Annotated in this window: 22 protein-coding genes; 16 read left to right on the forward strand and 6 right to left on the reverse strand. The window is 60.0% G+C overall.

The genetic code is table 11. The features are described 5' to 3' along the window. Positions 1–101: 101 nt before the first annotated feature. Positions 102–554, reverse strand: coding sequence for a phosphoribosyl-AMP cyclohydrolase (gene hisI, locus BLX89_RS00940; protein WP_075288779.1), 453 nt, complete (start codon positions 552–554; stop codon positions 102–104). 21 nt (positions 555–575) lie between these two features. After that, entirely contained in the window at positions 576–1,193 is a 618-nt protein-coding gene (gene folE / locus BLX89_RS00945; protein ID WP_075288780.1) for a GTP cyclohydrolase I FolE, read from the reverse strand. 342 nt (positions 1,194–1,535) lie between these two features. Here folE and BLX89_RS00950 point away from each other — a divergent pair, with 342 nt between their 5' ends. From BLX89_RS00950 to BLX89_RS00970, 5 genes are all read left to right on the forward strand, one after another. Beyond that, a complete protein-coding gene (locus BLX89_RS00950) occupies positions 1,536–1,979 on the forward strand; it encodes an iron-sulfur cluster assembly scaffold protein (RefSeq protein ID WP_143523399.1) in 444 nt (147 codons plus the stop codon). Positions 1,980–2,186: 207 nt separating this feature from the next. Beyond that, on the forward strand, positions 2,187–2,543 hold the full coding sequence (yidD, locus tag BLX89_RS00955; RefSeq protein WP_075288781.1) for a membrane protein insertion efficiency factor YidD: 357 nt from the start codon (positions 2,187–2,189) through the stop codon (positions 2,541–2,543). Continuing rightward, positions 2,540–3,082: a DUF1697 domain-containing protein gene (locus tag BLX89_RS00960; protein WP_143523463.1), complete on the forward strand. Its 543-nt coding sequence runs from the start codon at positions 2,540–2,542 to the stop codon at positions 3,080–3,082. Before yidD ends, BLX89_RS00960 begins: the two co-directional genes overlap by 4 nt. Before the next feature lie 122 nt (positions 3,083–3,204). After that, complete coding sequence (gene thrS / locus BLX89_RS00965) at positions 3,205–5,208, forward strand: threonine--tRNA ligase (RefSeq protein ID WP_075288782.1); 2,004 nt, start codon at positions 3,205–3,207, stop codon at positions 5,206–5,208. A gap of 106 nt (positions 5,209–5,314) precedes the next feature. Then, complete coding sequence (locus tag BLX89_RS00970) at positions 5,315–6,154, forward strand: lysophospholipid acyltransferase family protein (protein ID WP_075289211.1); 840 nt, start codon at positions 5,315–5,317, stop codon at positions 6,152–6,154. Positions 6,155–6,176: 22 nt separating this feature from the next. On the opposite strand, the gene BLX89_RS00975 is transcribed toward BLX89_RS00970, so the two are convergent. Further along, positions 6,177–7,133 carry a hypothetical protein gene (locus tag BLX89_RS00975; protein WP_075289212.1) on the reverse strand — a complete coding sequence of 319 codons (957 nt, stop codon included), beginning with the start codon at positions 7,131–7,133 and terminating at the stop codon, positions 6,177–6,179. A gap of 156 nt (positions 7,134–7,289) precedes the next feature. On the opposite strand from BLX89_RS00975, the gene BLX89_RS00980 reads away from it, so the two are divergent. Next, complete coding sequence (locus BLX89_RS00980; RefSeq protein WP_075288783.1) at positions 7,290–7,874, forward strand: nitroreductase family protein; 585 nt, start codon at positions 7,290–7,292, stop codon at positions 7,872–7,874. Then, positions 7,874–8,476 carry a flavin reductase family protein gene (locus tag BLX89_RS00985; RefSeq protein ID WP_075288784.1) on the forward strand — a complete coding sequence of 201 codons (603 nt, stop codon included), beginning with the start codon at positions 7,874–7,876 and terminating at the stop codon, positions 8,474–8,476. Before BLX89_RS00980 ends, BLX89_RS00985 begins: the two co-directional genes overlap by 1 nt. Here BLX89_RS00985 and BLX89_RS00990 read toward each other — a convergent pair. After that, on the reverse strand, positions 8,473–9,099 hold the full coding sequence (locus BLX89_RS00990) for a hypothetical protein (protein ID WP_143523403.1): 627 nt from the start codon (positions 9,097–9,099) through the stop codon (positions 8,473–8,475). The genes BLX89_RS00985 and BLX89_RS00990 overlap by 4 nt on opposite strands. Positions 9,100–9,171: 72 nt before the next feature. Between BLX89_RS00990 and BLX89_RS00995 the strand changes: the two genes are divergently transcribed. Together BLX89_RS00995 and BLX89_RS01000 are read left to right on the forward strand one after the other, a co-directional pair. After that, positions 9,172–10,308, forward strand: a complete 1,137-nt coding sequence (locus BLX89_RS00995; RefSeq protein WP_075288786.1) for a DUF2336 domain-containing protein — start codon at positions 9,172–9,174, stop codon at positions 10,306–10,308. Between the two features lie 59 nt (positions 10,309–10,367). After that, positions 10,368–11,387 carry an SDR family oxidoreductase gene (locus BLX89_RS01000; RefSeq protein WP_075288787.1) on the forward strand — a complete coding sequence of 340 codons (1,020 nt, stop codon included), beginning with the start codon at positions 10,368–10,370 and terminating at the stop codon, positions 11,385–11,387. A 49-nt stretch (positions 11,388–11,436) separates the two neighbouring features. Here the strand turns inward: BLX89_RS01000 and BLX89_RS01005 are convergent, their stop codons facing one another. Further along, on the reverse strand, positions 11,437–11,913 hold the full coding sequence (locus BLX89_RS01005; RefSeq protein ID WP_075288788.1) for a hypothetical protein: 477 nt from the start codon (positions 11,911–11,913) through the stop codon (positions 11,437–11,439). A 211-nt stretch (positions 11,914–12,124) separates the two neighbouring features. Here BLX89_RS01005 and BLX89_RS01010 point away from each other — a divergent pair, with 211 nt between their 5' ends. Then, positions 12,125–12,613: a GNAT family N-acetyltransferase gene (locus BLX89_RS01010; RefSeq protein WP_075289213.1), complete on the forward strand. Its 489-nt coding sequence runs from the start codon at positions 12,125–12,127 to the stop codon at positions 12,611–12,613. Between the two features lie 62 nt (positions 12,614–12,675). Here the strand turns inward: BLX89_RS01010 and parE are convergent, their stop codons facing one another. After that, positions 12,676–14,766 carry a DNA topoisomerase IV subunit B gene (gene parE, locus BLX89_RS01015; RefSeq protein ID WP_075288789.1) on the reverse strand — a complete coding sequence of 697 codons (2,091 nt, stop codon included), beginning with the start codon at positions 14,764–14,766 and terminating at the stop codon, positions 12,676–12,678. Positions 14,767–14,983: 217 nt separating this feature from the next. Between parE and BLX89_RS01020 the strand changes: the two genes are divergently transcribed. The 6 genes from BLX89_RS01020 to BLX89_RS01045 all read left to right on the forward strand — a co-directional run bounded on the left by BLX89_RS01020 (position 14,984) and on the right by BLX89_RS01045 (position 21,748). Next, positions 14,984–15,859, forward strand: a complete 876-nt coding sequence (locus BLX89_RS01020; RefSeq protein WP_075288790.1) for an alpha/beta fold hydrolase domain-containing protein — start codon at positions 14,984–14,986, stop codon at positions 15,857–15,859. 125 nt (positions 15,860–15,984) lie between these two features. Then, a complete protein-coding gene (locus tag BLX89_RS01025) occupies positions 15,985–17,424 on the forward strand; it encodes a UbiA family prenyltransferase (RefSeq protein ID WP_075288791.1) in 1,440 nt (479 codons plus the stop codon). Next, positions 17,424–18,746, forward strand: a complete 1,323-nt coding sequence (locus BLX89_RS01030) for an FAD-binding oxidoreductase (protein ID WP_075288792.1) — start codon at positions 17,424–17,426, stop codon at positions 18,744–18,746. The genes BLX89_RS01025 and BLX89_RS01030 overlap by 1 nt, the downstream gene beginning before the upstream one ends. Positions 18,747–18,840: 94 nt before the next feature. Beyond that, positions 18,841–19,272 carry an EamA family transporter gene (locus BLX89_RS01035; protein WP_075288793.1) on the forward strand — a complete coding sequence of 144 codons (432 nt, stop codon included), beginning with the start codon at positions 18,841–18,843 and terminating at the stop codon, positions 19,270–19,272. Beyond that, positions 19,269–20,279: an NAD-dependent epimerase/dehydratase family protein gene (locus tag BLX89_RS01040; RefSeq protein ID WP_075288794.1), complete on the forward strand. Its 1,011-nt coding sequence runs from the start codon at positions 19,269–19,271 to the stop codon at positions 20,277–20,279. Before BLX89_RS01035 ends, BLX89_RS01040 begins: the two co-directional genes overlap by 4 nt. A gap of 17 nt (positions 20,280–20,296) precedes the next feature. Beyond that, entirely contained in the window at positions 20,297–21,748 is a 1,452-nt protein-coding gene (locus BLX89_RS01045) for an aspartate aminotransferase family protein (RefSeq protein ID WP_425348588.1), read from the forward strand. Positions 21,749–21,815: the final 67 nt, after the last annotated feature.

Below are 21,815 nucleotides of genomic sequence, written 5' to 3' on the forward strand. Positions count from 1 at the left end.
GCTGTAACCGGGGAAACTGCCCCGCATTGAATAGATTACGCGCTCACCTGGTTGCGAATTCGTGAATTCTCGTCAAAACCGCCCCGAAAAGCGTCAGATGCTTAATTTTTGCCGTAGATTTCGTCCGGGTAGAAGTGAATTTCGTTGTCGGTGATCGCGACTTTCGCCGCATCGCCGTCTTTCTGGACGATCCGATAGAAGCAGGAACGGCGGCCGGTGTGGCAGGTCGCATCGTGGCCGGCGACCTTGACCTTCAGCCAGATCGTATCCTGATCGCAATCCGTGCGCAACTCCACCACCGTCTGCAGGTTTCCCGAGGTCTCGCCCTTCTTCCAGAGCGTCTTGCGCGAGCGGCTGTAGTAGTGCGCTATACCCGTCTCGATGGTGAGTGCCAGCGCCTCATCGTTCATATGCGCCACCATCAGCAATTCGCCGTCTCCGGCATCGGTAACGACAGCCGTGATAAGCCCGTTGGCATCGAAGCGGGGAGTAAAGGCGCCGCCTGCTTCAAGCTGCGCCTTGTCGTCGGGTGGGGTGTCGAAAGCAATAGTCATCGTCAGCTCCGGTACCGGAGCTTACTTGAAGCCCCGAAGCATGGTCATGAAGCGCGCCTGTTCGGCGGGCTCGCTCTTGAACGAACCGGTAAAGGTCGTCGTAAGGGTTGTCGAGCCCTGCTTCTGGACGCCGCGCATCGCCATGCACATATGTTCCGCTTCGATCATCACGGCAACGCCGCGCGGCTGAAGCGTATCGTCGATCGCCTTGGCGATCTGGGCCGTCATGGTTTCCTGGGTCTGCAGGCGGCGACCATAGATTTCGACGACGCGGGCGATCTTGGAAAGGCCGAGCACCCGGCCGTTCGGCAGATAGGCGACATGCGCCTTGCCGATAATCGGCACCATATGGTGTTCGCAATGCGAGAAGAACGGAATGTCTTTGACCAGAACGACGTCGTCATAGCCGCCGACTTCATCGAAGGTACGACCGAGCACGTCTTCCGCTACCTGGTCATAACCGGCGAAGAGTTCCTTGTAGGCCTTGGCGACCCGCGCTGGGGTGTCAACAAGCCCCTCGCGGGACGGATCATCGCCGGCCCAGCGCAGCAGAACGCGTACCGCGTCTTCCGCTTCCTTCTGGGTCGGGCGGCTGTCAGTGCCGGAAAGCGCCGGAAAATTCTTGACGATTGCGTCCATAAATGGGCCCTTGCTTAACGCGGGTTACACGACGTTTATCTTTTCGGACAACTCGCCACTGACCATTCACCTGACGCATTGCAGGCTTTGGTTTCCGTTGGCGGGTTCCGGGGCTTTCAGATTTGCAGAGGTTAAGGGCTCTGGATCGTCCGGCACGGTTTCCCAAACAACAGGCGACGGTTTGGCCTTGCCAAACTGTCGCCCCCACACGACATAGCATATAGTACGCCTTCAATGGTGTGAAAGAGGCGGATTGGGAGACGCTGTGTTTTTTTCCGGTATACCATGGAAAATCATGCGAAGATTGCCTGAAAACGCGCAAAATGAACCGGATAGCGCCGAATGATGGATGACATCTACAACAGCCGAATTCTCGAATTTGCCGGAAATATCCCGCGGATCGGGGTTCTTGCGGATGCTGACGCGGATGCGCAGGCCCATTCCAAGCTCTGCGGCTCGAAGGTCCGCGTGTACCTGAAGATGGATGGGGACACGGTGAGCGACTTCTCCCATGAGCTCAAGGCATGCGCCCTGGGACAGGCATCGTCGTCCGTCATGGCGCGCCATGTCGTGGGCGCGACGGCGACCGAAATCCGTCAGGCGCGGCAGGATATGCTGGCCATGCTGAAGGCGGACGGCGAGGGGCCTTCGGGGCGTTTCGAGGAGATGCGGTTCCTGCGGCCGGTGAAGGATTATAAGGCAAGACATGCTTCGACGATGCTAACCTTCGATGCCGTTGTCGATGCGATCGGGCAGATCGAGGCTAAGCGGGTGGCGGCGGAGTGACGGCTTTCTGATGAGTTTGCGGCACCTTACCCCCCTCTGTCACGTCGTGACATCTCCCCCTCAAGGGGGAAGATCAAAAGCGGCTGACTCTGCGGCTTTCAAGCTTTCCTCATTCGCGGTGGCTTGAGCATGTGCATGTATTGCTACGAGAGGCCTGCGAAAGAAAGCGAGAAGCGGCTCCAACTGATCTCCCCTCCTGAGGGGGAGATGTCACGACGTGACAGAGTGGGGTACCCTGCGACAGGCGGAAAAACCCGCAACTACGCCGGCCCGTTCCGCAAGACCCCCGGCCGCCTGTTCGGGATGGCCTTGATCCGTCTTTATCAACTTACCCTTTCCGGCTTTATCGGCAATTCCTGCCGCCATCTGCCGACCTGTTCGGAATATGGCTATGAGGCGATTGCCCGACACGGTTTCTGGCGGGGCGGCTGGATGGCGTTGTTCCGGGTGATGCGATGCGGTCCCGGCGGCACCAGCGGGTTCGATCCCGTGCCGGAGAAGCTGGATGGAGAAAAACGCTGGTGGGCGCCGTGGCGGCTCTGGCGCCTTGGCCCGCATCCGTGATGCAATACGTGGCGCTGCTTTATAGCTTCGTGCTTTCGCCGGGGCAGCGCGTCGTCATGGACAGGCTGCGTACCACGGCGGAGAGCGTCGGATACCGTTCGGTTCGTACCCTGGCTGCAACGGGCAACCTGGTTTTCGAGGCTGATGACGCTGAGTTGGCGGATATCGAAAAACGGCTCGAAACAGGCTTTCAGCGTGATTTCGGCAAGGCGGTCGATATCATTGCGCGAACGGCGGACCAATGGCGGGTTCTTGCAGCGGCGAACCCGTTTCCCGAAGCAAGCGAACTCAACGGCCAGAACGTCGGCATCCGCGTCATGCGCCAACCGCTCGATAAGAGCGTAATCGATAGTCTTGGGCGTTATTGTACGGCCGGCAAAAAGATCGCGCTCGTCAACGGCGACCTCTGGATGGATTTCGCAGCAAAGCCCAGCACGTCGAAACTGCTGCCGGCGCTGACCACGAAACGGCTCGGCATCGGGACGACGCGCAATTGGAATACCGTGCGCAACGTTGCTGCCATGCTCGCAGCAGGCTGAGGCTGTCCTTTACTCCGACACAAAAACGATCTATCACCCGCGCGTCAAATTGCCGGACTTCCAAGCCTTCCGGCCGCAAAAACCACCCGCATTCGTTGGCGGGACTGGACAAGGAAAAACATATGTCTGACGCCGTTTCCCTTACATTTCCCGATGGCTCCGTTCGCGAATACGCCCCAGGCGTAACCGGTCGCGAGGTTGCCGAATCGATCTCCAAGTCGCTCGCCAAGAAGGCCGTCGCCATCGCGCTTGACGGCGTCGTGCGCGACCTGTCCGATCCGGTCGAAACCGGCCGCCTCGAAATCGTCACCCGCGAGGATGCCCGTTCGTTGGAACTCATCCGTCACGATGCCGCCCACGTCATGGCCGAAGCCGTGCAGGAACTGTGGCCCGGGACGCAGGTCACCATCGGCCCAGTCATCGAGAACGGTTTCTATTACGATTTCGCCAAGGATGAGCCCTTCACGCCCGACGATCTGCCGAAGATCGAAAAGCGCATGAAGGAGATCATCCAGCGCAACAAGCCGTTCACCAAGGAAATCTGGAGCCGCGAGAAGGCGAAGGAAGTCTTTGCCGCCAAGGGCGAGAAGTACAAGGTCGAGCTGGTCGATGCGATCCCCGAAGGTCAGGACCTGAAGATCTACTATCAGGGCGACTGGTTCGATCTCTGCCGCGGCCCGCATATGGCTTCCACCGGCCAGATCGGCACTGCCTTCAAGCTGATGAAGGTGGCCGGCGCTTACTGGCGTGGCGACAGCAACAACCCGATGCTGACCCGCATCTACGGCACGGCCTGGCATACCCAGGAAGAGCTGGACACCTACCTGAACATCCTCGCCGAAGCCGAAAAGCGCGACCATCGCCGCCTTGGCCGCGAGATGGACCTGTTCCATTTCCAGGAAGAAGGTCCAGGCGTGGTGTTCTGGCACGGCAAGGGCTGGCGCATCTTCCAGACGCTGGTGTCCTACATGCGTCGCCGTCTTTCCGGCGTCTATCAGGAAGTGAACGCGCCGCAGGTGCTCGATACGGCTCTGTGGGAAACCTCCGGTCACTGGGGCTGGTATCAGGAAAACATGTTTGCGGTGAAATCCGCCCATGCCTTTACCCATCCCGATGACAAAGAAGCGGACAATCGCGTCTTCGCGCTGAAGCCGATGAATTGCCCCGGGCACATCCAGATCTTCAAGCATGGGCTGAAGTCCTATCGCGAACTGCCGATCCGTCTGGCGGAATTCGGCAATGTCCACCGCTACGAGCCTTCGGGCGCGCTGCATGGCCTGATGCGCGTGCGCGGCTTCACGCAGGATGACGCTCACGTCTTCTGCACCGACGAGCAGATGGCGGCGGAATGTTTGCGGATCAACGACCTCATCCTGTCGGTCTATGAAGATTTCGGCTTCAAGGAAGTCGTGGTCAAGCTTTCGACACGTCCGGAAAAGCGGGTCGGTTCCGACGCCCTCTGGGATCGCGCCGAAAGCGTGATGATGGACGTGTTGAAGACCATCGAGACGCAAGCCGAAGGCAAGATCAAGACCGGCATCCTGCCGGGCGAGGGCGCTTTCTACGGTCCGAAGTTCGAATATACGCTGAAGGACGCCATCGGCCGCGAATGGCAGTGCGGGACGACGCAGGTGGACTTCAACCTGCCGGAGCGTTTTGGCGCGTTCTACATCGACAGCAACTCGGAAAAGACCCAGCCGGTGATGATCCACCGCGCCATCTGTGGCTCGATGGAACGCTTCCTTGGCATCCTCATCGAGAACTTCGCCGGCCATATGCCGTTGTGGATTTCGCCGCTGCAGGTCGTGGTCGCCACCATCACCTCGGAAGCGGACGATTACGGCCGCGAGGTTGCCGAACTTCTGCGTGATGCGGGTCTCACAGTGGAGACCGACTTCCGCAACGAGAAGATCAACTACAAGGTCCGTGAGCATTCGGTGACCAAGGTCCCGGTGATCATCGTCTGCGGCATGCGCGAGGCCGAAGAGCGTTCGGTCAACATCCGCCGTCTCGGCTCCCAGGCTCAGACGCCGATGTCGCTCACCGATGCGATTGCTGCGCTCGTCGACGAGGCAACGCCGCCGGACCTGAAGCGCAAGGCGGAAGCCAGAAAAGCCCGGGGGTAATCCCTCCGGGCAAAGCCCCTGTCAGAAAAGCGTTACATTAGCAGTCTATCCCTCGACGACGCGCTTTATCGAAGCGCTCGCCGAGATGTCTGAAACGGGGAAGAACGTGCAGTTCAAAGAGCTGTCTTATGCGAATGAAAACGACCGCCGCCTGAAACGCTGGTTCATCCGCGCTATGGAAGGCTTGAGCGGTCGCAATCGCTACGCCCGTCTTTATAACCACTGGCGTCATGAGGTCGTGGGCAAGAACGAGCGCATCTTCGGACCCATGCTGGATCTGATCGACCTCAGAATGCAGGTTCAGGGCGAATGGCCTCCGCGTAACCTGCCGGACACGCCGCTCGTCATCGTCGCCAACCATCCGTTCGGCATCGGTGACGGTATTGCCATTCTCTCGCTTGCCGAGCAGCTCAACCGCCCGTTCCGCGTTCTGATCAACAACGAACTGCTGAAGGTGCCGGAAATGGCGCCCTATTCGCTGCCGGTGTCTTTCGAGGAGACCAAGGAAGCGCTGGCCCTTAACATGCAGACCCGCCACGAGGCCGTCAGGCTTCTGAAGCAAGGCGTGACAATCGTCGTCTTCCCCGCCGGCGGCGTCGCAACGGCGAAGAAAGGGTTCGGCAATGCCGAAGACCTGCCGTGGAAGATTTTTCCGGCAAAGCTCATCCAGGCCGCCAAGGCGAGCGTTATCCCGATCTACTTCGAAGGCCAGAACGGTCGGCTTTTCCATCTTGCCAGCAAGCTCTCGATGACGCTGCGAATCTCGCTTTTGATCCGCGAGTTCCGCCGCCTGTCCGGCACCACGATCTCCTCGCGTATTGGCCCGATGATCTCGTGGGAAGAGTTGAGCGCGTATGGAGATCGAAAGGACTTGCTGACGCGCATATACGATGCGGTTTTCTCGATGGCGCCGCGACGCATCGGCATGCTGCGCAAGGCAAGCTGATCACACCCGCCCAGAAAGGCGATCAGTCCTGGGCGTCGATATTTGCCGAGGCGGCCTGCGCGCCTTTTTCCTCCAGAAGCACTTCGACATCCGTGTTGACGCCGGCCTTCACGGTAAAGTCGCGCTGGTAGATTTTCTCGTCGTTGCGGGCAATAGCAGTATAGTCGCCTTCCGCCAGGACAAGCGTCGGGAATGCGCCGACGCTTTCGCTGACAACGTCGCCCGAGGACGTCAGGATCGACCAGGCCGTATCGGCGATCGCTTCGCCGCCGGGCTCGGAGACGAGCTTCAACGTGAGTTTCGCTGCCCGGTGCTGGATTGTCGCTTCCGTCAGTTTGCCGGCTTCCACCTGGATATCGGCCCTGATCACGGCATTGACCGAGCCGTAGTTGGACACGACGTGGTAGGTGCCGCTGTTGAGCCGCACGACCGTATCAGGCTTCACATCGGCTACGACCAGCGCCCGCTCGCCGTCTTCCTTCACATCGGAAGAAAAGACCGAGAAGCTGAGTTCGTTTGGCGGAATGCGGACATCGCTGCCGGAGACGGCATTCAGCATCACGCCGCCGGCATCCAGAACCAGTACCTGCATGTCGGCATTGCCGGTTTCAGGTACCCGTATCTTGCGGGTCGCGCCGGCGCGACCGAAGGCAACGTTGACGAAATATTCGCCGGGCACGAGCTGGAAAGCAGCGGTACCTCCCTCCGAGGTGGCCACAAGCGGGAGCTTGCCATCGGAGCCGGGAATGGGGCTGAAGACGCGCCAGGTCAGTCCCTGTTCGACGGGGTCGCCCTTTTCCTTCAAGAGCGCTTCCAGCTTCACGTCCTTCAGCGTTGCCCCTTCCGTCGCTTCGCCGGGAAGAACCGGATTGAAGCTGTTGAGCTTCGGCATCTTCTGCGGGGTTGAGATCGAGGGGAAGCTCTGGAATGGATTTGCCGCATCCTGCGCCATCGCAGGCGGGGTGAGAAGAGCGATCATGGCGAGTGCCGACGCAAACGTGTGAAGCAGACCTGCGGAGATGCGCATGACGGTAGTTGACTTCCTGACTGGGTGGCTCCACTTGAGACGCCGGTATGGCATTTTCGTGGCTGCGGCCGCGACAAGCCCCTAGCAAAGTAGTGGAAATAGACCGCGATGAAAACTGAAATCGGCCTGCTTGATTATCTGTCCACCCGCCGCTCGATCCCCGCCTTTCAGATGTGCGAGCCGGGACCGGAAAAGCCGGAAATCGAGCAAATGCTGAAGCTTGCCTCGCGTGTTCCGGATCATGGCAAGCTCGCTCCCTGGCGTTTCATCGTCTATCGCGGCGAAGAGCGTGCCCGCATCAGCGCAGAACTTGCGAAGATGGCGATTGCGGCGAAACCTGATCTTTCGCAGGAAATGATCGCGGTCGAAAACACGCGACTGACCCGCGCGCCTGTCGTTGTCGCGGTCGTCAGCACGGCTGCCCCGCATTTCAAAATCCCGGAATGGGAACAGGTGATGTCGGCAGGTGCTGTTTGTCTCAACCTGCTGATGGCCGCCAATGCCCACGGCTACTGCTCCAACTGGCTGACGGAATGGTTTGCTTTCGACGAGAAGGCCTATCCGCTGCTGGGCGTGAAGCCGGGCGAAAGGATCGCCGGTTTCATCCACATCGGCTCGCCGCAGGTGCCGCCGACCGAGCGTCCACGTCCCGAACTCGCCGATATCGTGACCTGGGCCGGTGAGAGCGCCTGATGTTTTACGAGACGTCGACGAACATCCATGGCCTCGCCCACGATCCGTTCAAGGCGATCGTATCGCCCCGGCCCATCGGCTGGATTGGCTCTCGGGCAAACGACGGCAGCTACAATCTGGCGCCGTATTCGTTTTTCAATGCGATCAGCGATACGCCGAAACTGGTGATGTTTTCCTCCTCCGGCCGCAAGGATTCGGTCACCAACATCGAGCAGACCGGTGAATTCACCGCAAGTTTCGCAAGTCGCGATCTCGCCGATAAAATGAACATGAGTTCCATCGCCGCGCCGCGCGGCGAAAGCGAATTCGATATTGCCGGCCTGACGCCGGAGATCGGCAAGCTCGTATCCGCTCCGTTTGTCGCGGAGGCCTATGCCGCGCTGGAATGCAAAGTCACCGAAATGTTCCAGCCGAAGACGCTGTCGGGTGATGTGTCCGATAACTACATGGTCATCGGCCAGGTTGTCGGCATCCATATCCGAGAGGAAGCGATCCGCGAGGGGCGTTTTGACATGGCCAGGGTCCGACCGATCGGCCGCATGGGCTACATGGATTATTGCGATGCCGGCGATGTTTTCGAGATGTTCCGGCCGAGGCGCTAGACGCCGTTGCCGTCAAGGCCGTTTCGAAGGATGCGGCCGTCGAATCCATCCAGCGCCCCGTCCCCGAGCAGATAACAGGGGACACCAGCTTGCGCAGCGATCAACTGCGTCGATGCGCGCATTGAGCCGATGGCCGAACTGGCTGTTCCGATCCCTGCGCATGCTGCTGCTTCATTGAAGACAATGGCCGAAAGTCGATCGGAGGTGAGGGGGCGGGGAGGCAGAAATGCGTCCTCCGAGCCCCCCAATTCCGCAACGATGTTCGTCGATCCGTCAGGCTTGCCCGCCTGAGCCTCTGCAACACGCAGCATCGTTTCGAGATGCTGCAGATGCGCAGGTCCGGTGCATCCGGAGAGCATGATGCCACCGACCCCGGCTGCCAGATACTCCGTCAGCAACGTCGCAACGTCTTCTGGAATACCCTCGATGCGGAGGAAGATAACGGCTTGTTGCGGGCAGGATTGGCGTAGAAGCGAAAGGTTGGAGACTGCAGCATCAGTTTTCCAGTGCACCCCCAGATCGACAATCAGGGAAAAGCGTCGATCGGCCGGAAGGTCAATGACCGACGCTCCCGGCGAAACCAGATACATATCGCCAGAAATGTTCCGCAGGTTAACGGACATGGTGAACCAATCTTAAACTTTTGCCCGCTACTCTTCGATCCATGAAGTGACAGTCGGTGTAGTGGGGCGTCCGTGATCATTCAAGCATTTCTTCGCTGGGTCGAAACAGCCAAGGCTGGCGACCGGGCGCGAGCGGCAAGCGCGCTGGGGCGTGCCTATGCTTCCTCGGAGATGAACACGCTGGACCGCCACGCAGCAGAAATGGCGATGACATTTCTGCTTGATGATCCTTCGCCAAAGGTTCGCATCGCTCTGGCTGAAGCCATTGCCGATTGTCCGCTCATTCCTCGAGCGATCGTGATTTCACTTGCCGAAGATCAGCCGGAGGCGGCGTTTGCCGTCATCGCACGTTCGCCTGTCCTGACGGATATGGATCTCGTCGATCTTGCCGCAAGCGGTACGCCGGAGACAAGGGCCGTCATCGCGGCCCGTCATGCGATTTCGCGGCCCGTCGTCGCCGCCATCGCCGAGATCGGCGGTGAGGACGAGGTGCTGATCCTTCTCGAAAATCCGGCCGCCGAGTTTTCGCAGCGGGCCTTGAAGCGCCTCAGTGAGCGGCTCGGCCACGTCGCCGCGGTGCGCAACTATCTTCTTGACCGGAGCGATCTGCCCGTTGATGTGCGCCATATGCTGGTGGAGAAAGTCGGTGCGGCGCTTTCCGGCTTCTCGCTGGTTCAGGCAGCCATTGGCGAGCGCCGGGTCGAACGTATAACCCGCGAGGCCTGCGACAGCGTTGCGGTCGGTATGGCGGGAAGTGCGGATGCGGCGGAGGTCTCCGCCCTTGTCGAACATCTGCGCGTCTCGGGCAGGCTGACGCCTGCATTCCTGATGCGCGCCCTGTGTTCTGGCCGGATCGATTTCTTTGCGGCGGCGATCTGCGATCTTTCGGGACTAGCGGAAAAGCGCGTTCGCTCGGTGCTTTCCAATGGGCGTATCCATGCAGTCCGCGCCCTGTTCGAACAGGCGGGGCTTGCTCGCGACATCAGCGAGCAATTCGCCGATGCGCTGTTCCTTTGGCGCAAGGACAATCATCAGGGCGGGCCGGCAGCGACATCCATGTCCGCGACATTGCTGCCGCGTCTGCGCAGGCTAACGCTTCCGGAAGGCGCTGCAAGCGGTTTGGCGGAGATGGTCGAAAAGCTGTCTATCGCCGAGCAGCGGCAGTCGGCTCGCGAATACGCGCTTCTAGCCGCGCGCGAAGCCGCCTGATAGGACTGAACTCCAGACGCCGACCGGTTCCACGCCGGCTCTGTAGCACGGAGTGAGATATGCAGGACCAACATCGCGACCTCGTTGTGGTAACCGGGATTGGAGGCTTTCTCGGCGGTCATATCGCCGCGCGCCTGCTTCTGGCGGGTTATGATGTTCGCGGTACGCTCCGGTCCCTGAAGCGTGCGAAAACTGTCGAAGCCGATATCCGCGCCTCTGCGAGCGAAACCGGCACGCTTTCCTTCGTCGAGGCAGATCTTCTCTCTGACGACGGATGGCCCGACGTCATGGAGGGCGCGAGATATGTGATCCACGCCGCCTCGCCATTTCCCTCCGCGCTGCCGAAGGATGAGAATGATTTGATCCGGCCCGCACGCGAAGGCACGCTCCGCGTGCTCAACGCGGCGAGGCAAGCCGGTGTGCAGCGTGTCGTCGTCACGTCCTCCATTGCCGCGATCAACTACGGGAATGGCAAGCCGCCATTCACCGAAGAGGATTGGACCGAGATCGACGGGCCGCTGACGGTGCCCTACTACAGATCAAAGACCCTCGCCGAGAAGGCGGCCTGGGATTTTGCCCGACGCGAAGGGCTGGAGCTTGCGGTCATCAATCCCGGAATGATTCTCGGTCCCGTTCTCGGACGGCAGACCGGCACATCGACGGGGATGATCAGAAGCCTGTTGAAGGGCAAGTACCCGGCGATACCGGATTTTCGAGTATCGATCGTCGATGTGCGGGATGCCGCGGATGCCCATGTGATGGCAATGACGGTGCCGGAAGCCGCCGGCGAGCGCTTTATTGCTGCTGCCGATATGATGACGATGGCGGAAATCGCCGCAACGCTGCGGCAGTCATTTCCGGAGCAGGCTCGAAAAGTGCCGCGTCTCGTTCTGCGGACCTGGCTCGTGCGTCTCTTCGCGCCGTTCGATCCGGGTCTCAAGCTGATCGTAAAGGAACTCGGTCGAGACCAGCGGGTGTCGCACGAGAAGGCGCGGCGTGTTCTCGGATGGACGCCACGCCCGTCGCAGGAGGCGGTGCGGGCGACGGCTCAAAGTCTGCTGGCCGCCCGCTTGGTCTAAATCGGGTCTGTGAGGCGGGGACAGGTGCTGCCGGCGTACCGCGCTCATCTCAGTCGAAACGGCGCGCGACCCAGGAATAGCCGTTCTGGATGGAATGCACGGGCGCGGCTACAACGTCTCGAAGCTTTTCGGTGTCAGGCAAAGCGCCGGACAGGAAGGCGAGGGCTCTTTTGGGAAGGGCGGCTTTTTGTTCAGCCTGCTCGATCGGCGGCGTCGGCACAGGTTCCGCTTGCCGGCCAGCCATGGGTAAAGCTTCTGTCGGGGCGGCGGGAAGAGCGGTCACAGCATCTGCCGGCGCAGCCTGTTCAAGAGCCTTGGGCGTATCGGCAAGCTTTTGATCCGAGTTCTCGCACATGGCGACCACAACCGGATAGTTGCTGTTGGCAAACTTGGGCAGTTGCTTTTGTGATTCCGCGTCGCAAACGGCGACCGTTTCCCAGGTTCCCGGAACGGTCGAGATATAATGGCACTGGCTGACGCTGTCGTCGCAGCCAAGAATTGTCATAACGATCAGGGCGGTCTTCATGGCGCGTCTTCCTGCCGGGGCTCGTTGCGTTAAGAGTGTTTTTAGGAAGCGCTTTCCACGAAAGTAAGGCGGGGTTGCCACAGGCGTCAGGAAATTTGTTTCGGCTTGTTTCCTTATGAGAGGTGGCTTGGTCTACGTATTCCGCCGTATGGCTGCCACGCCGCTGAGCGTCTATTGGGCACGAAGAAGCGTGAATCGTTTTCTGAAGTGCATGAATCAAAATTTAAGGGGATGGAGCCAAGTGACTGTCACCATTGAAAAAGAACGCCCGAGGCAGCCGGAGATCATTGACCTGCTGCACCAGTCCGACCTGTACGCTCAGTCGCTCTATCCTGCGGAAAGCAATCATCTGGTGGACATCGAGACGTTGGAGAAACCGGACGTCAGCTTTTTCGTCGCGCGCCACAATGGCGCGATTGTCGGCTGCTGTGCGCTCGTCGATGCAAAGGATAGGACAGGCGAGATCAAACGCATGTTCGTCGATCCCCGGGCGCGTGGCTTGAAGATCGGGCGCCGGTTGCTGGAGCACATTGAAGCGCACGGTCGAGACCTGGGGATGAAGGCAATCCGGCTTGAGACCGGTATCCGTCAGCCGGAAGCGATCGGCCTTTATCGTTCCGCCGGGTACCGCGACATCGGCCCGTTCGGCAGCTATCAGCCCGATCCCTTGAGCCTCTTCATGGAAAAGCCGCTCGGCTGAACCGGGCGGCTTTTCGTCTTGTCATTTCTGTTGAGCGCTTCTTTCCAGGGACTCGAAAAGATTCAGATATCGAGATTTTCCGCGAAGGCGGCACGCTCCTGGATAAAGCGGAAGCGGGCGTCGGCCTTCGTGCCCATCAGGCTGTCGACCGCGTCGCGTGTGCCTTCGAAATCCACCTCGTCGATCGCCACCTTGAGCAGTGTGCGCTTGGACGGGTCCATCGTGGTTTCCTTGAGCTGGGCCGGCATCATTTCACCCAGCCCCTTGAAGCGGCCGATCTCGACCTTGCCGCGGCCGGTAAATTCCGTCTCCATCAGCTCGACGCGGTGCGCATCATCGCGTGCATACAGCGTCTTTGCACCTTGCGAGATGCGGTAGAGCGGTGGAACCGCGAGATAGAGATGGCCGCCGCGGATCAGGTCCGGCATTTCCTGATAGAAAAAAGTGATCAAAAGCGAGGCGATATGGGCGCCATCGACGTCGGCATCGGTCATGACGATGACGCGCTCGTAACGCAGGTCTTCGTCCCGGTATTTGCTGCGGGTGCCGCACCCAAGCGCCTGCACGAGATCGGATATCTGCTGGTTGGCCCCGAGCTTTTCACGACCGGCGCTGGCGACGTTGAGGATCTTGCCGCGCAGCGGCAGGATCGCCTGATTGGAGCGATTGCGCGCCTGCTTGGCGGATCCGCCGGCCGAATCGCCTTCGACGATGAAAAGCTCGGCACCGGCGGCGGAGTTCTGCGAGCAATCGGCAAGCTTGCCGGGGAGGCGCAGTTTGCGCACGGCGGTCTTGCGGCTGACTTCCTTTTCCTTGCGGCGGCGCACGCGCTCGTCGGCGCGCTCGATCACCCATTCCAGAAGCTTGGCGGCTTCCTGCGGATTGTCGGCAAGGAAGTGGTCGAAGGGATCGCGCAGCGCGTTTTCAACGATGCGCTGGGCTTCCACGGTCGCCAGCTTATCCTTCGTCTGGCCGACGAATTCCGGCTCGCGGATGAAGACGGAGAGCATGCCCGCAGCTGAGATCATCACGTCGTCGGTGGTGATGATGGCCGCGCGCTTGTTCTGCGTCAGCTCCGCATAGGCTTTCAGCCCCTTGGTCAAGGCAATGCGCAAGCCGGCCTCGTGGGTGCCGCCTTCGGGAGTGGGGATCGTGTTGCAGTAGGAATGCACGATCGAATCGCCGCCGTACCAGGTGACGGCCCATTCTAGCGAACCGTGGCCGCCGGATTTTTCGCTTTTGCCGGCGAAGATTTCGCGGGTAACGGTGAATTCCTTGCCCATGGTCGCCTGAAGATAATCCTTCAGGCCACCCGGGAAATGAAAGACGGCTTTTTCGGGCGTTTCGGTCCCTTCGACGAGCGCGGGATCGCAGGACCAGCGAATTTCGACGCCGCCGAAGAGGTAGGCCTTGGAGCGGGCCATCCGGAAAAGGCGGGCCGGGTCGAATTTCGCATGAGGGCCGAAGATGTCCGGATCGGGGTGAAAACGGACCTTGGTGCCACGCCGGTTCTGAACATCGCCCAGTTCCTCAAGGCCGCCCTGGGGGACGCCGCGTGAAAAGCGCTGGCGATAGAGCTTGCGATTGCGGGCGACTTCGACTTCGAGAATGTCGGAGAGCGCATTGACGACGGAAACGCCAACACCGTGCAGACCGCCGGACGTCTCATAGACCTTGCTGTCGAATTTTCCGCCGGCATGGAGGACCGTCATGATGACTTCGAGCGTCGACTTGCCGGGAAATTTCGGGTGGTTCTCGACAGGGATACCGCGACCGTTGTCGGTGACCGTCAGGCAGCCCTCGGCATCAAGGTTCACATCAATGAAGTTCGCATGGCCCGCAACGGCCTCGTCCATCGAGTTGTCGATGACTTCGGCAAAGAGGTGATGCAGCGCCTTTTCGTCCGTGCCGCCGATATACATACCTGGGCGGCGCCGAACCGGCTCAAGGCCTTCCAGAACCTCGATCGCAGACGCATTGTAGTCGCCGGTGTCGTTCTTCAGGGGGGCGGGCCTTGCGGCAGGCGTCGCTGCCTGCGCATCGCCAGCCGGCGTCACAGCGGGCTGTGCCGGCTTCGGTATGGAAACAGGTTCAGGGGTCGCCGCTTCGGGTGTCTGCGGGATCGCGGAGAAAAGGTCGTTGCTGTCGTTCATGGAGCGTTCGAAAATCTTTCCATTCTGGCGGCTTCGGTTTTGGCTGTTAAGGTTGGTTGAGTCCCTGTGGACGCGATCCCAACTTGCTGCCCGTAAGCGATACTGGAAGATTTGCACCTTCCGCAGGCCTTGTTTCGAAGCATGCCTTCAATACCCCCAAGTGTTGCGTTTCGAAAGCGCTAATGGCAAGGCTTGGATCAAAAGAGGAACATTCCGTATGCCCCTGTCCACAGTTCATTTCGCTTTCGCCGCGTTTCTGGCGCTTCTCGCCGCCGTTTCGCCAACGCATGCGCAGGGTATCGGTCCTTTCAAGGATGATCTCTTTTCCTACGGGAAAGTGCTCGAGAGCGGCGACAACGGCGATTATCGCGTGATCGACTACGACAAGATGCGCGACATCCACCAGCGCGACCAGGAGCCGGAACTGCGTGTCAGGGGCAAGTATGTTTCGCTGGGGGTGAAGAGGGTTCAGGCGAACGAGACCCTTGATCTCGGCGGCCGAAGGCTGGATGTCGGGCGGGCCGGCAGGGCCGATGGCGCTGCGTTCACCGTGATATTCGTGCACGGGCGCGGCGGCGACAGGCGGCTTGGCATGCACGATTACCGTTTCGGCGGCAATTTCAATCGCGTCAAGAACCTCGTGGCGGCCAACGGCGGCGTCTATTACGCGCCGACGATCCGTTCCTTCGACGATGCCGGTGTTGCCGATGTGGCGGGGCTGATCGCTTATGCCCAGCAGCGTTCTCCCGGCAGGCCGGTGGTTCTGACCTGTGCATCGATGGGCAGCTTCATCTGCTGGGGCATCGCCCGTGATCCGAAGGCTGTTTCCGCGCTTCAAGGCATGGTGATCATGGGTGGCCCGACCGACGGTTCCTACACGTCGAGCGTGGCCTACAAGGCGAAGCTGCCGATCTATTTCAGTCATGGCAGCCTCGACGAGGTTTATCCGTATCAGGTGCAGGTCGATTTCTACCGTTCGCTCAAGGGAAAAGGCTATCCGGCGCGCTTCGTGCTGTTCAACACGGGTTCCCATGGCACCCCGATCCGGATGACCGACTGGCGCGAAGTGCTGAACTGGATCGGGGTCCGTTGAATTTTATCGATAAACGACCGGGCTCGTTAACCAATCCGACAAATTCGAGACATCCGTGAGCGGATATTTTCTTTTCTGAAAGTTGCTCGTGGGATTTTCCCAAGCGTTAATTGGGATGGTCTCACATGGATGCACGCACCGATATCCGGCATATTCCGCTTTGCGTCGATCTCGACGGCACTTTGCTGGCCGCCGATACGCTGTGGGAAGGCGTAGCGATTGTTCTGTTTCGCAACCCCTTCATGATTTTCGCCATGCTTTACTGGCTCTGTCGGGGCAAGGCGAGATTGAAATACGAGATCGCCACGCGCTCCGGGCGCACAGCGGCAGATTGGCCCTACCGGGAAGCCGTTCTTGCCCGGCTGGAACGGGAAAAGGCGCTTGGGCGGCCGATCGTGCTGGTGACCGGGGCTGCGGAAAGTGTCGCGCTCGCCATTGCCGAGCATGTCGGCGTCTTCTCTTCGGTCCTGCACAGTTCCGCGGACTTGAACCTTACAAGCACCCGCAAGCGCGCGGCGCTGATCGAACGTTTCGGCGAAGGCGGCTTTGACTACATGGGCAACAGTCGCGACGACGTGCCGGTTTTCGATGCGGCACGCAAGGCCATCGTCGTGGCGCCCGATGCCGCAGCCGAAAAGTGGCGCCGCAGCCATGATGCGGAGCGTCTGGATACGGGCAGGACGAGTGCCTTCATGGCCCTCAAATCGATCCGGGTTCATCAGTGGGCAAAAAACGTGCTGATCGGCGTTCCCGCCGTTCTCAATCACGACATTCTCAATGTTTCGGCGGTCCTCAACTCCGTCTATGCTTTCTTCGCATTCAGCTTCCTTGCCTCGGCCGTTTACGTCATCAACGACCTGTCCGACCTGACGAACGATCGCCGCCATCCGAAGAAGCGCAACCGTCCTCTGGCGAGTGGCGCCATGTCGGTGCCGATGGGCCTGGCGATCGCCGTTTGCCTCGTTCTGGCATCGCTTTCGATCACATTGCTGTTGCCGCTTGAATTCGCGCTCGTGCTCGCCTTCTACGCCGTCACCACGACAGCCTATACATTCTTCCTCAAGCGGAAGCTGCTCGTAGACGTCTTCGCGCTCGCCGGTCTTTATACGGTTCGCATCGTGGCGGGGTCGGCGGCGACGGGTACGGAATTGTCCTTCTGGCTGCTTTCCTTCTCGATCTTCTTCTTCCTGAGCCTTGCGCTGGTGAAACGCTATGTCGAGCTGCATGACTATGAAGGCGGCGATGGACAGCAGGTCCCCGGCCGCGGCTATATGGCCGATGACTACGAGATGGTTGGTCAGGCCGGCGTCGCCTCGGCCTTCACCGCAGCGCTTGTTCTGGCACTTTACATTCACAGCAAGGAAATGATGGAGATGTACACGGAGCCGTGGGCTCTGTGGCCGCTATGCCCGCTCATTCTCTATATGCTGCTCAGAATATGGATGCTGGCCCGTCGCGGTATGCTGCATGAAGATCCCGTCGTGTTCATCATGCGGGACTGGCGCAGCCTCGTGACCATGTCGATCGGCGCGACCCTGGTGGTCTTCGGTGCATTGGGCGTGTGATGACCGGTACTGACTACCAGAGCTGGGGAAGGCTGGACCCGCGCCCACGCCGGGCGATCAGCGTGCATGCCTTCGAGGAGGAGGGGCGTGGCGCCGGGATCGGTGCTTTCCTGCCGTTCGGCAATGGCCGTTCCTATGGCGACAGTTGCCACAATGACGCCGGCGCTCTGATCGACAACGGCACGCGCAGCCGCATCAACGCCTTCGACCCCGGCACGGGTATCCTCTCCTGCGATCCGGGCGTCACGCTGCGGCAGATTCTGGAGCGGACGATACCACACCGGTTCTTTCTGCCCGTCACCCCCGGCACGGCCTTCGTTACAGTCGGCGGTGCCGTGGCAAACGACGTACACGGCAAGAACCATCATGCGCGTGGCACCTTCGGTCATCATGTGCTTGGCCTGACGCTGCTGCGCTCCAATGGAGATGTGCTTGCCTGTTCGCCGAAGGAAAACAGCGAGCTGTTCTTTACGACGATCGGCGGCATGGGCCTGACAGGCCTTATCCTTTCCGTCGACCTGCAGATGATGAAGGTTCCGTCCGCCCATATCCAGCAGCACGCGATCCGCTTCGATAGTCTCGACGACTATTTCGCCATGGTCGATCGCATCGACGGCGAACACGAATATTCCGTCGCCTGGATCGACCAGCTGGCGACCGGCAAATCAATGGGGCGAGGGGTGTTGCTCGCCGGCGACCATGCGGACGCATCGTGTGAATTTCCCGACATGCCGCGCGGGCTGAAACTCGGGGTGCCGTTTTCACCGCCGTTCAATCTGCTTAATCGCCTGACGTTGAAAGGCTTTAACGAGCTTTACTATCGCAAGGAAAAGCCGGGTGAGGTCGTCTCGACGGTCAAGTGGCCGGGCTATTTCTACCCCCTGGATGCGATCGGCAACTGGAACCGTCTTTACGGTCCGAAGGGGCTTTACCAGCACCAGAGCGTCTTTCCCGCGGAAAATGCGCCAGCCGTCACAGCCTTGCTGATGGAGACGGCGCGGAAGGCCGGCCATGCCTCCTTTCTGACGGTGCTCAAGAAGTTCGGGGACCGGCCGAAACGAGGGGTTCTGTCCTTCGCACGGCCCGGTTTTACTTTGACTTTGGATTTCGCCAATCAGGGTGAACGAACGCTTAAGCTTCTCGATGCGCTGGATGCGATCGTCTTGAAGGCCGGCGGCGCCGTCAACCCCTACAAGGATGCGCGCATGAGCCCTCAAACCTTTGCTGCTTCGTTCCCCGAGTGGAAAAAGCTTGAAGCCCTGCGCGATCCGGCGATGGTCTCCAATTTCTGGAAACGAACGGCTCTGGCTTTGCCAAAATGAGAATGCGTAAAACTTTAGTCAAATAAACCGCCGGCTTAAACCGAATGTACTTCTCTTTGATGTAGATCCATCTGCGGGAACAGGGAGTAAAAACGTGAAGTATATTGTTTTCATCCTATTCACGGTGCTGACGAATGCTGCCGCACAGCTTATGCTGAAGCAGGGCATGATGTCGCTTGGCCCGTTGAGCTTTACCGCTGACACGGCGATCGCACGCATTTTTCAGATCGTCTTCAATCCATGGGTCTTCGCGGGTTTGGCGACCTTCGTCATCTCCATGGCCTCGCATCTCTACGTTCTGTCGAAGGTGGAACTCTCCTTCGCCTATCCATTCCTGAGCCTTGCCTACGTGGCGGTCGCTCTGTTTGCCTATTTCATCTTCCGCGAAGACCTGAATGCGTGGCGCATCGCCGGCATCGCCTTCATCTGCGTGGGTACCGTTCTTATCGCCCAATCCGGCATGTCGTCCCATGACGAAAGTCCTGTCGCCGAGGGCGCAACAGCAAAAATCGGGAGTGCATCATGAAGCATGTCATTTTCGGCGGCGACGGTTTCGTCGGCCGGCATCTCGCCCACAAGCTCGTGCAGGAAGGCCAGGAGGTGCTTGTCGCCGACATCGCCAAGTCCGACCTTCCGCACTACGCCCGCACCCGTTTCGTCCATTGCGACGTGACGAAGGAAGAAGATGTCTTTGCGGTCGATATCGGCCCGGATGATATGGTCTACAACATGGCGGCAAAGATGCTGTCGCCCTTGCAGATCCGCTCCAAGCGCTGGGAGTTCTTCTGGCCGGTCAATTATTACGGTGCCGAGAACATCATGAAGGCGACAGCGCGTTCGGGCGCAAACCGCCTCGTGCAGTTCACCACCGACATGATCTACGGCCACACCGTTCAGTCGCCTCAGACGGAAGACCATCCGGCCAAGCCTCTCGGTGAATACGGCAAGTCCAAATGGGCAACCGAACAGCTCGCCGCCGAATGGCGCAAGCAGGGCATGAAGATCACCATCTTCCGTCCGCGCCTGATCATCGGCCCCGGCCGTCTCGGGATTCTGGAAAAGCTGTTCAAGCTGATCGACGCCAACCTGCCGGTGCCGATGATCGGTTCGGGCAAGGCGCCGTACCAGTTCATCTCGGTCTTCGATTGCGCGGAAGCAGCGCGCCTTGCCTGGAAGGGCGGCGTTCCGAACGAGGCCTACAATCTCGGCTCCGACAATCCGCCGTCCGTGCGCAAGCTGCTGGGCGATCTCATCACCCACGCTGGTTCGAAGTCCTTCCTCATCCCGACGCCGGGTTTTGCCGTCAAGGCGACGCTTGCCGCCTTCGATGCGATCAACCTGCCGATCATGGACCCGGAACAGTACCTCATCGCCGATGAGATGTGCGTCCGCGAGACGGGCAAGCTGAAGCGCGATCTCGGCTGGAAGGCAGAATACCGGGACAGCGACATGCTCGCCGCTGCCTATGACGAATATCGCGCCAAGAAGGCCGGCCATGTTGTGGCGGCACCTTCTGTCGTACCGGCCGAATGAACGAGGGGACAAGGACAATGCTCGATAAGCCAGCTCGCGTCATGATCGACGCTCCCGCCCTCGACGGCGGCATCAAGAAGCCAAATCTGCTCACGGTCGAACAGGCCAAGGACATGAGCGTCGCCGATATGACGACGCTGTTCAAGGATCACCTGAATCCGGGCCAGCTTCACTTCATGAAGCTGCTCGGCTTCAACAAGATCAAGGTCGAGACGGCCGAGGGCATGTATTACATCGACCAGAACGGTCGAAAGATCCTCGACTTCTTCGGCGGCTTCGGCTCGCTGGCGCTCGGCCACAACCATCAGCGTCTGATCGCGGCCCGCAAGCAGTTCCAAGACGAGAACCGCCACGAGATCGCCATCGCCTTCATGTCGCAATATGCGGCGGCGTTGGCCAAGAACCTGGCTGAAATCGCGCCGGGGGATCTCGATATGGTGTTCCTCGGCTCTTCCGGCTCGGAAGCCATGGAAGCGGCGATCAAGCTTGCCGAGCGCGTTGCCGGCCCGAAGCGGCCGCGCATCGTCTACGCCGAGAATTCGTTCCACGGCAAGACGCGCGGCGTGCTGTCGATCACCGATGGTCCGCTTTATCGCGGCGAATTCAAGCTGCTCGACAACAACGTCAAGGTGCCGTTTGGCGATATCGATGCGATCCGCCGCGCTTTCGAGAGTGATCCGACGATCGGCGTTCTCGTTCTGGAGACGATCCAGGGCGGTGGCGGCATCAACATCGCTCCGCCGGAGTTCTGGCAGGACGTTCGTGCGCTCTGCAACAAGCATGGCGTCATCTGGGTGGCTGATGAAGTGCAGTGCGGCGTCGGTCGCTCCGGCCGCTTCTTCGCTTTCGAATACGCCAATGTCGTGCCGGATATCACGGCAGTCGCCAAGTCGCTCGGCGGCGGCAAGACGGCCATGGCCGCGATGATCGCCCGCCGCGACATCTACATGAAGGCCTATGGCACGCCGAAGACCGCGATGATCCACGCCCACGCCACCTTCGGCGGCATCGGCGAAGCCTGCATCACGGCAATCGAGACGCTGAACGTGCTCTATGACGAGGACCTCATTGAGAACGCGGCCGTGCAGGGCGAATACCTGCTGCAGCGCCTCAATGCGCTGAAAGACAAGTATCCGAAGATCATCAAGGACGTGCGCGGCCAGGGACTGATGGTCGGCCTCGAGTTCCAGGATTTCAGCCAGACGCTGCCGCTCGTGCTGCGTCCGGTGATCTCCGTCCTCGACGACAAGCTGAAGGGCTCGCTCTCGGGCTTCATCGGCGCGCTCTTGCTGCGTGATTACGATACGCTGGTGGCGTTCACCGAATATAACCGCAACGTCATCCGCCTGCTGCCGCCGCTGATCTGCGAGCGCCAGCATGTCGATCAGCTCTGCGATGCGCTGGATGACCTGCTCGGTCGCGGCATCGTCCGCATCGTCAAGGATTTCGTCGGCAGCCAGATCGGCTGAAGACGGATTTCGCTCCGGTTACTATTTGAAAACGGCGGTTTACCGCCGTTTTCTGATTCAGATTGCC

Source organism: Pararhizobium arenae (assembly GCF_001931685.1).
Lineage (GTDB): Bacteria > Pseudomonadota > Alphaproteobacteria > Rhizobiales > Rhizobiaceae > Pararhizobium > Pararhizobium arenae.

Bases quoted from the DNA above. Each gene is read 5' to 3' on its own strand.
- hisI (WP_075288779.1), bottom strand. From the start codon at position 554: ATGACTATTGCTTTCGACACCCCACCCGACGACAAGGCGCAGCTTGAA.
- folE (WP_075288780.1), bottom strand. From the start codon at position 1,193: ATGGACGCAATCGTCAAGAATTTTCCGGCGCTTTCCGGCACTGACAGC.
- BLX89_RS00950 (WP_143523399.1), top strand. From the start codon at position 1,536: ATGATGGATGACATCTACAACAGCCGAATTCTCGAATTTGCCGGAAAT.
- yidD (WP_075288781.1), top strand. From the start codon at position 2,187: ATGTCACGACGTGACAGAGTGGGGTACCCTGCGACAGGCGGAAAAACC.
- thrS (WP_075288782.1), top strand. From the start codon at position 3,205: ATGTCTGACGCCGTTTCCCTTACATTTCCCGATGGCTCCGTTCGCGAA.
- BLX89_RS00975 (WP_075289212.1), bottom strand. From the start codon at position 7,133: ATGATCGCTCTTCTCACCCCGCCTGCGATGGCGCAGGATGCGGCAAAT.
- BLX89_RS00980 (WP_075288783.1), top strand. From the start codon at position 7,290: ATGAAAACTGAAATCGGCCTGCTTGATTATCTGTCCACCCGCCGCTCG.
- BLX89_RS00985 (WP_075288784.1), top strand. From the start codon at position 7,874: ATGTTTTACGAGACGTCGACGAACATCCATGGCCTCGCCCACGATCCG.
- BLX89_RS00990 (WP_143523403.1), bottom strand. From the start codon at position 9,099: ATGTCCGTTAACCTGCGGAACATTTCTGGCGATATGTATCTGGTTTCG.
- BLX89_RS01000 (WP_075288787.1), top strand. From the start codon at position 10,368: ATGCAGGACCAACATCGCGACCTCGTTGTGGTAACCGGGATTGGAGGC.
- BLX89_RS01005 (WP_075288788.1), bottom strand. From the start codon at position 11,913: ATGAAGACCGCCCTGATCGTTATGACAATTCTTGGCTGCGACGACAGC.
- BLX89_RS01010 (WP_075289213.1), top strand. From the start codon at position 12,125: ATGAATCAAAATTTAAGGGGATGGAGCCAAGTGACTGTCACCATTGAA.
- parE (WP_075288789.1), bottom strand. From the start codon at position 14,766: ATGAACGACAGCAACGACCTTTTCTCCGCGATCCCGCAGACACCCGAA.
- BLX89_RS01020 (WP_075288790.1), top strand. From the start codon at position 14,984: ATGCCCCTGTCCACAGTTCATTTCGCTTTCGCCGCGTTTCTGGCGCTT.
- BLX89_RS01025 (WP_075288791.1), top strand. From the start codon at position 15,985: ATGGATGCACGCACCGATATCCGGCATATTCCGCTTTGCGTCGATCTC.
- BLX89_RS01030 (WP_075288792.1), top strand. From the start codon at position 17,424: ATGACCGGTACTGACTACCAGAGCTGGGGAAGGCTGGACCCGCGCCCA.
- BLX89_RS01040 (WP_075288794.1), top strand. From the start codon at position 19,269: ATGAAGCATGTCATTTTCGGCGGCGACGGTTTCGTCGGCCGGCATCTC.
- BLX89_RS01045 (WP_425348588.1), top strand. From the start codon at position 20,297: ATGCTCGATAAGCCAGCTCGCGTCATGATCGACGCTCCCGCCCTCGAC.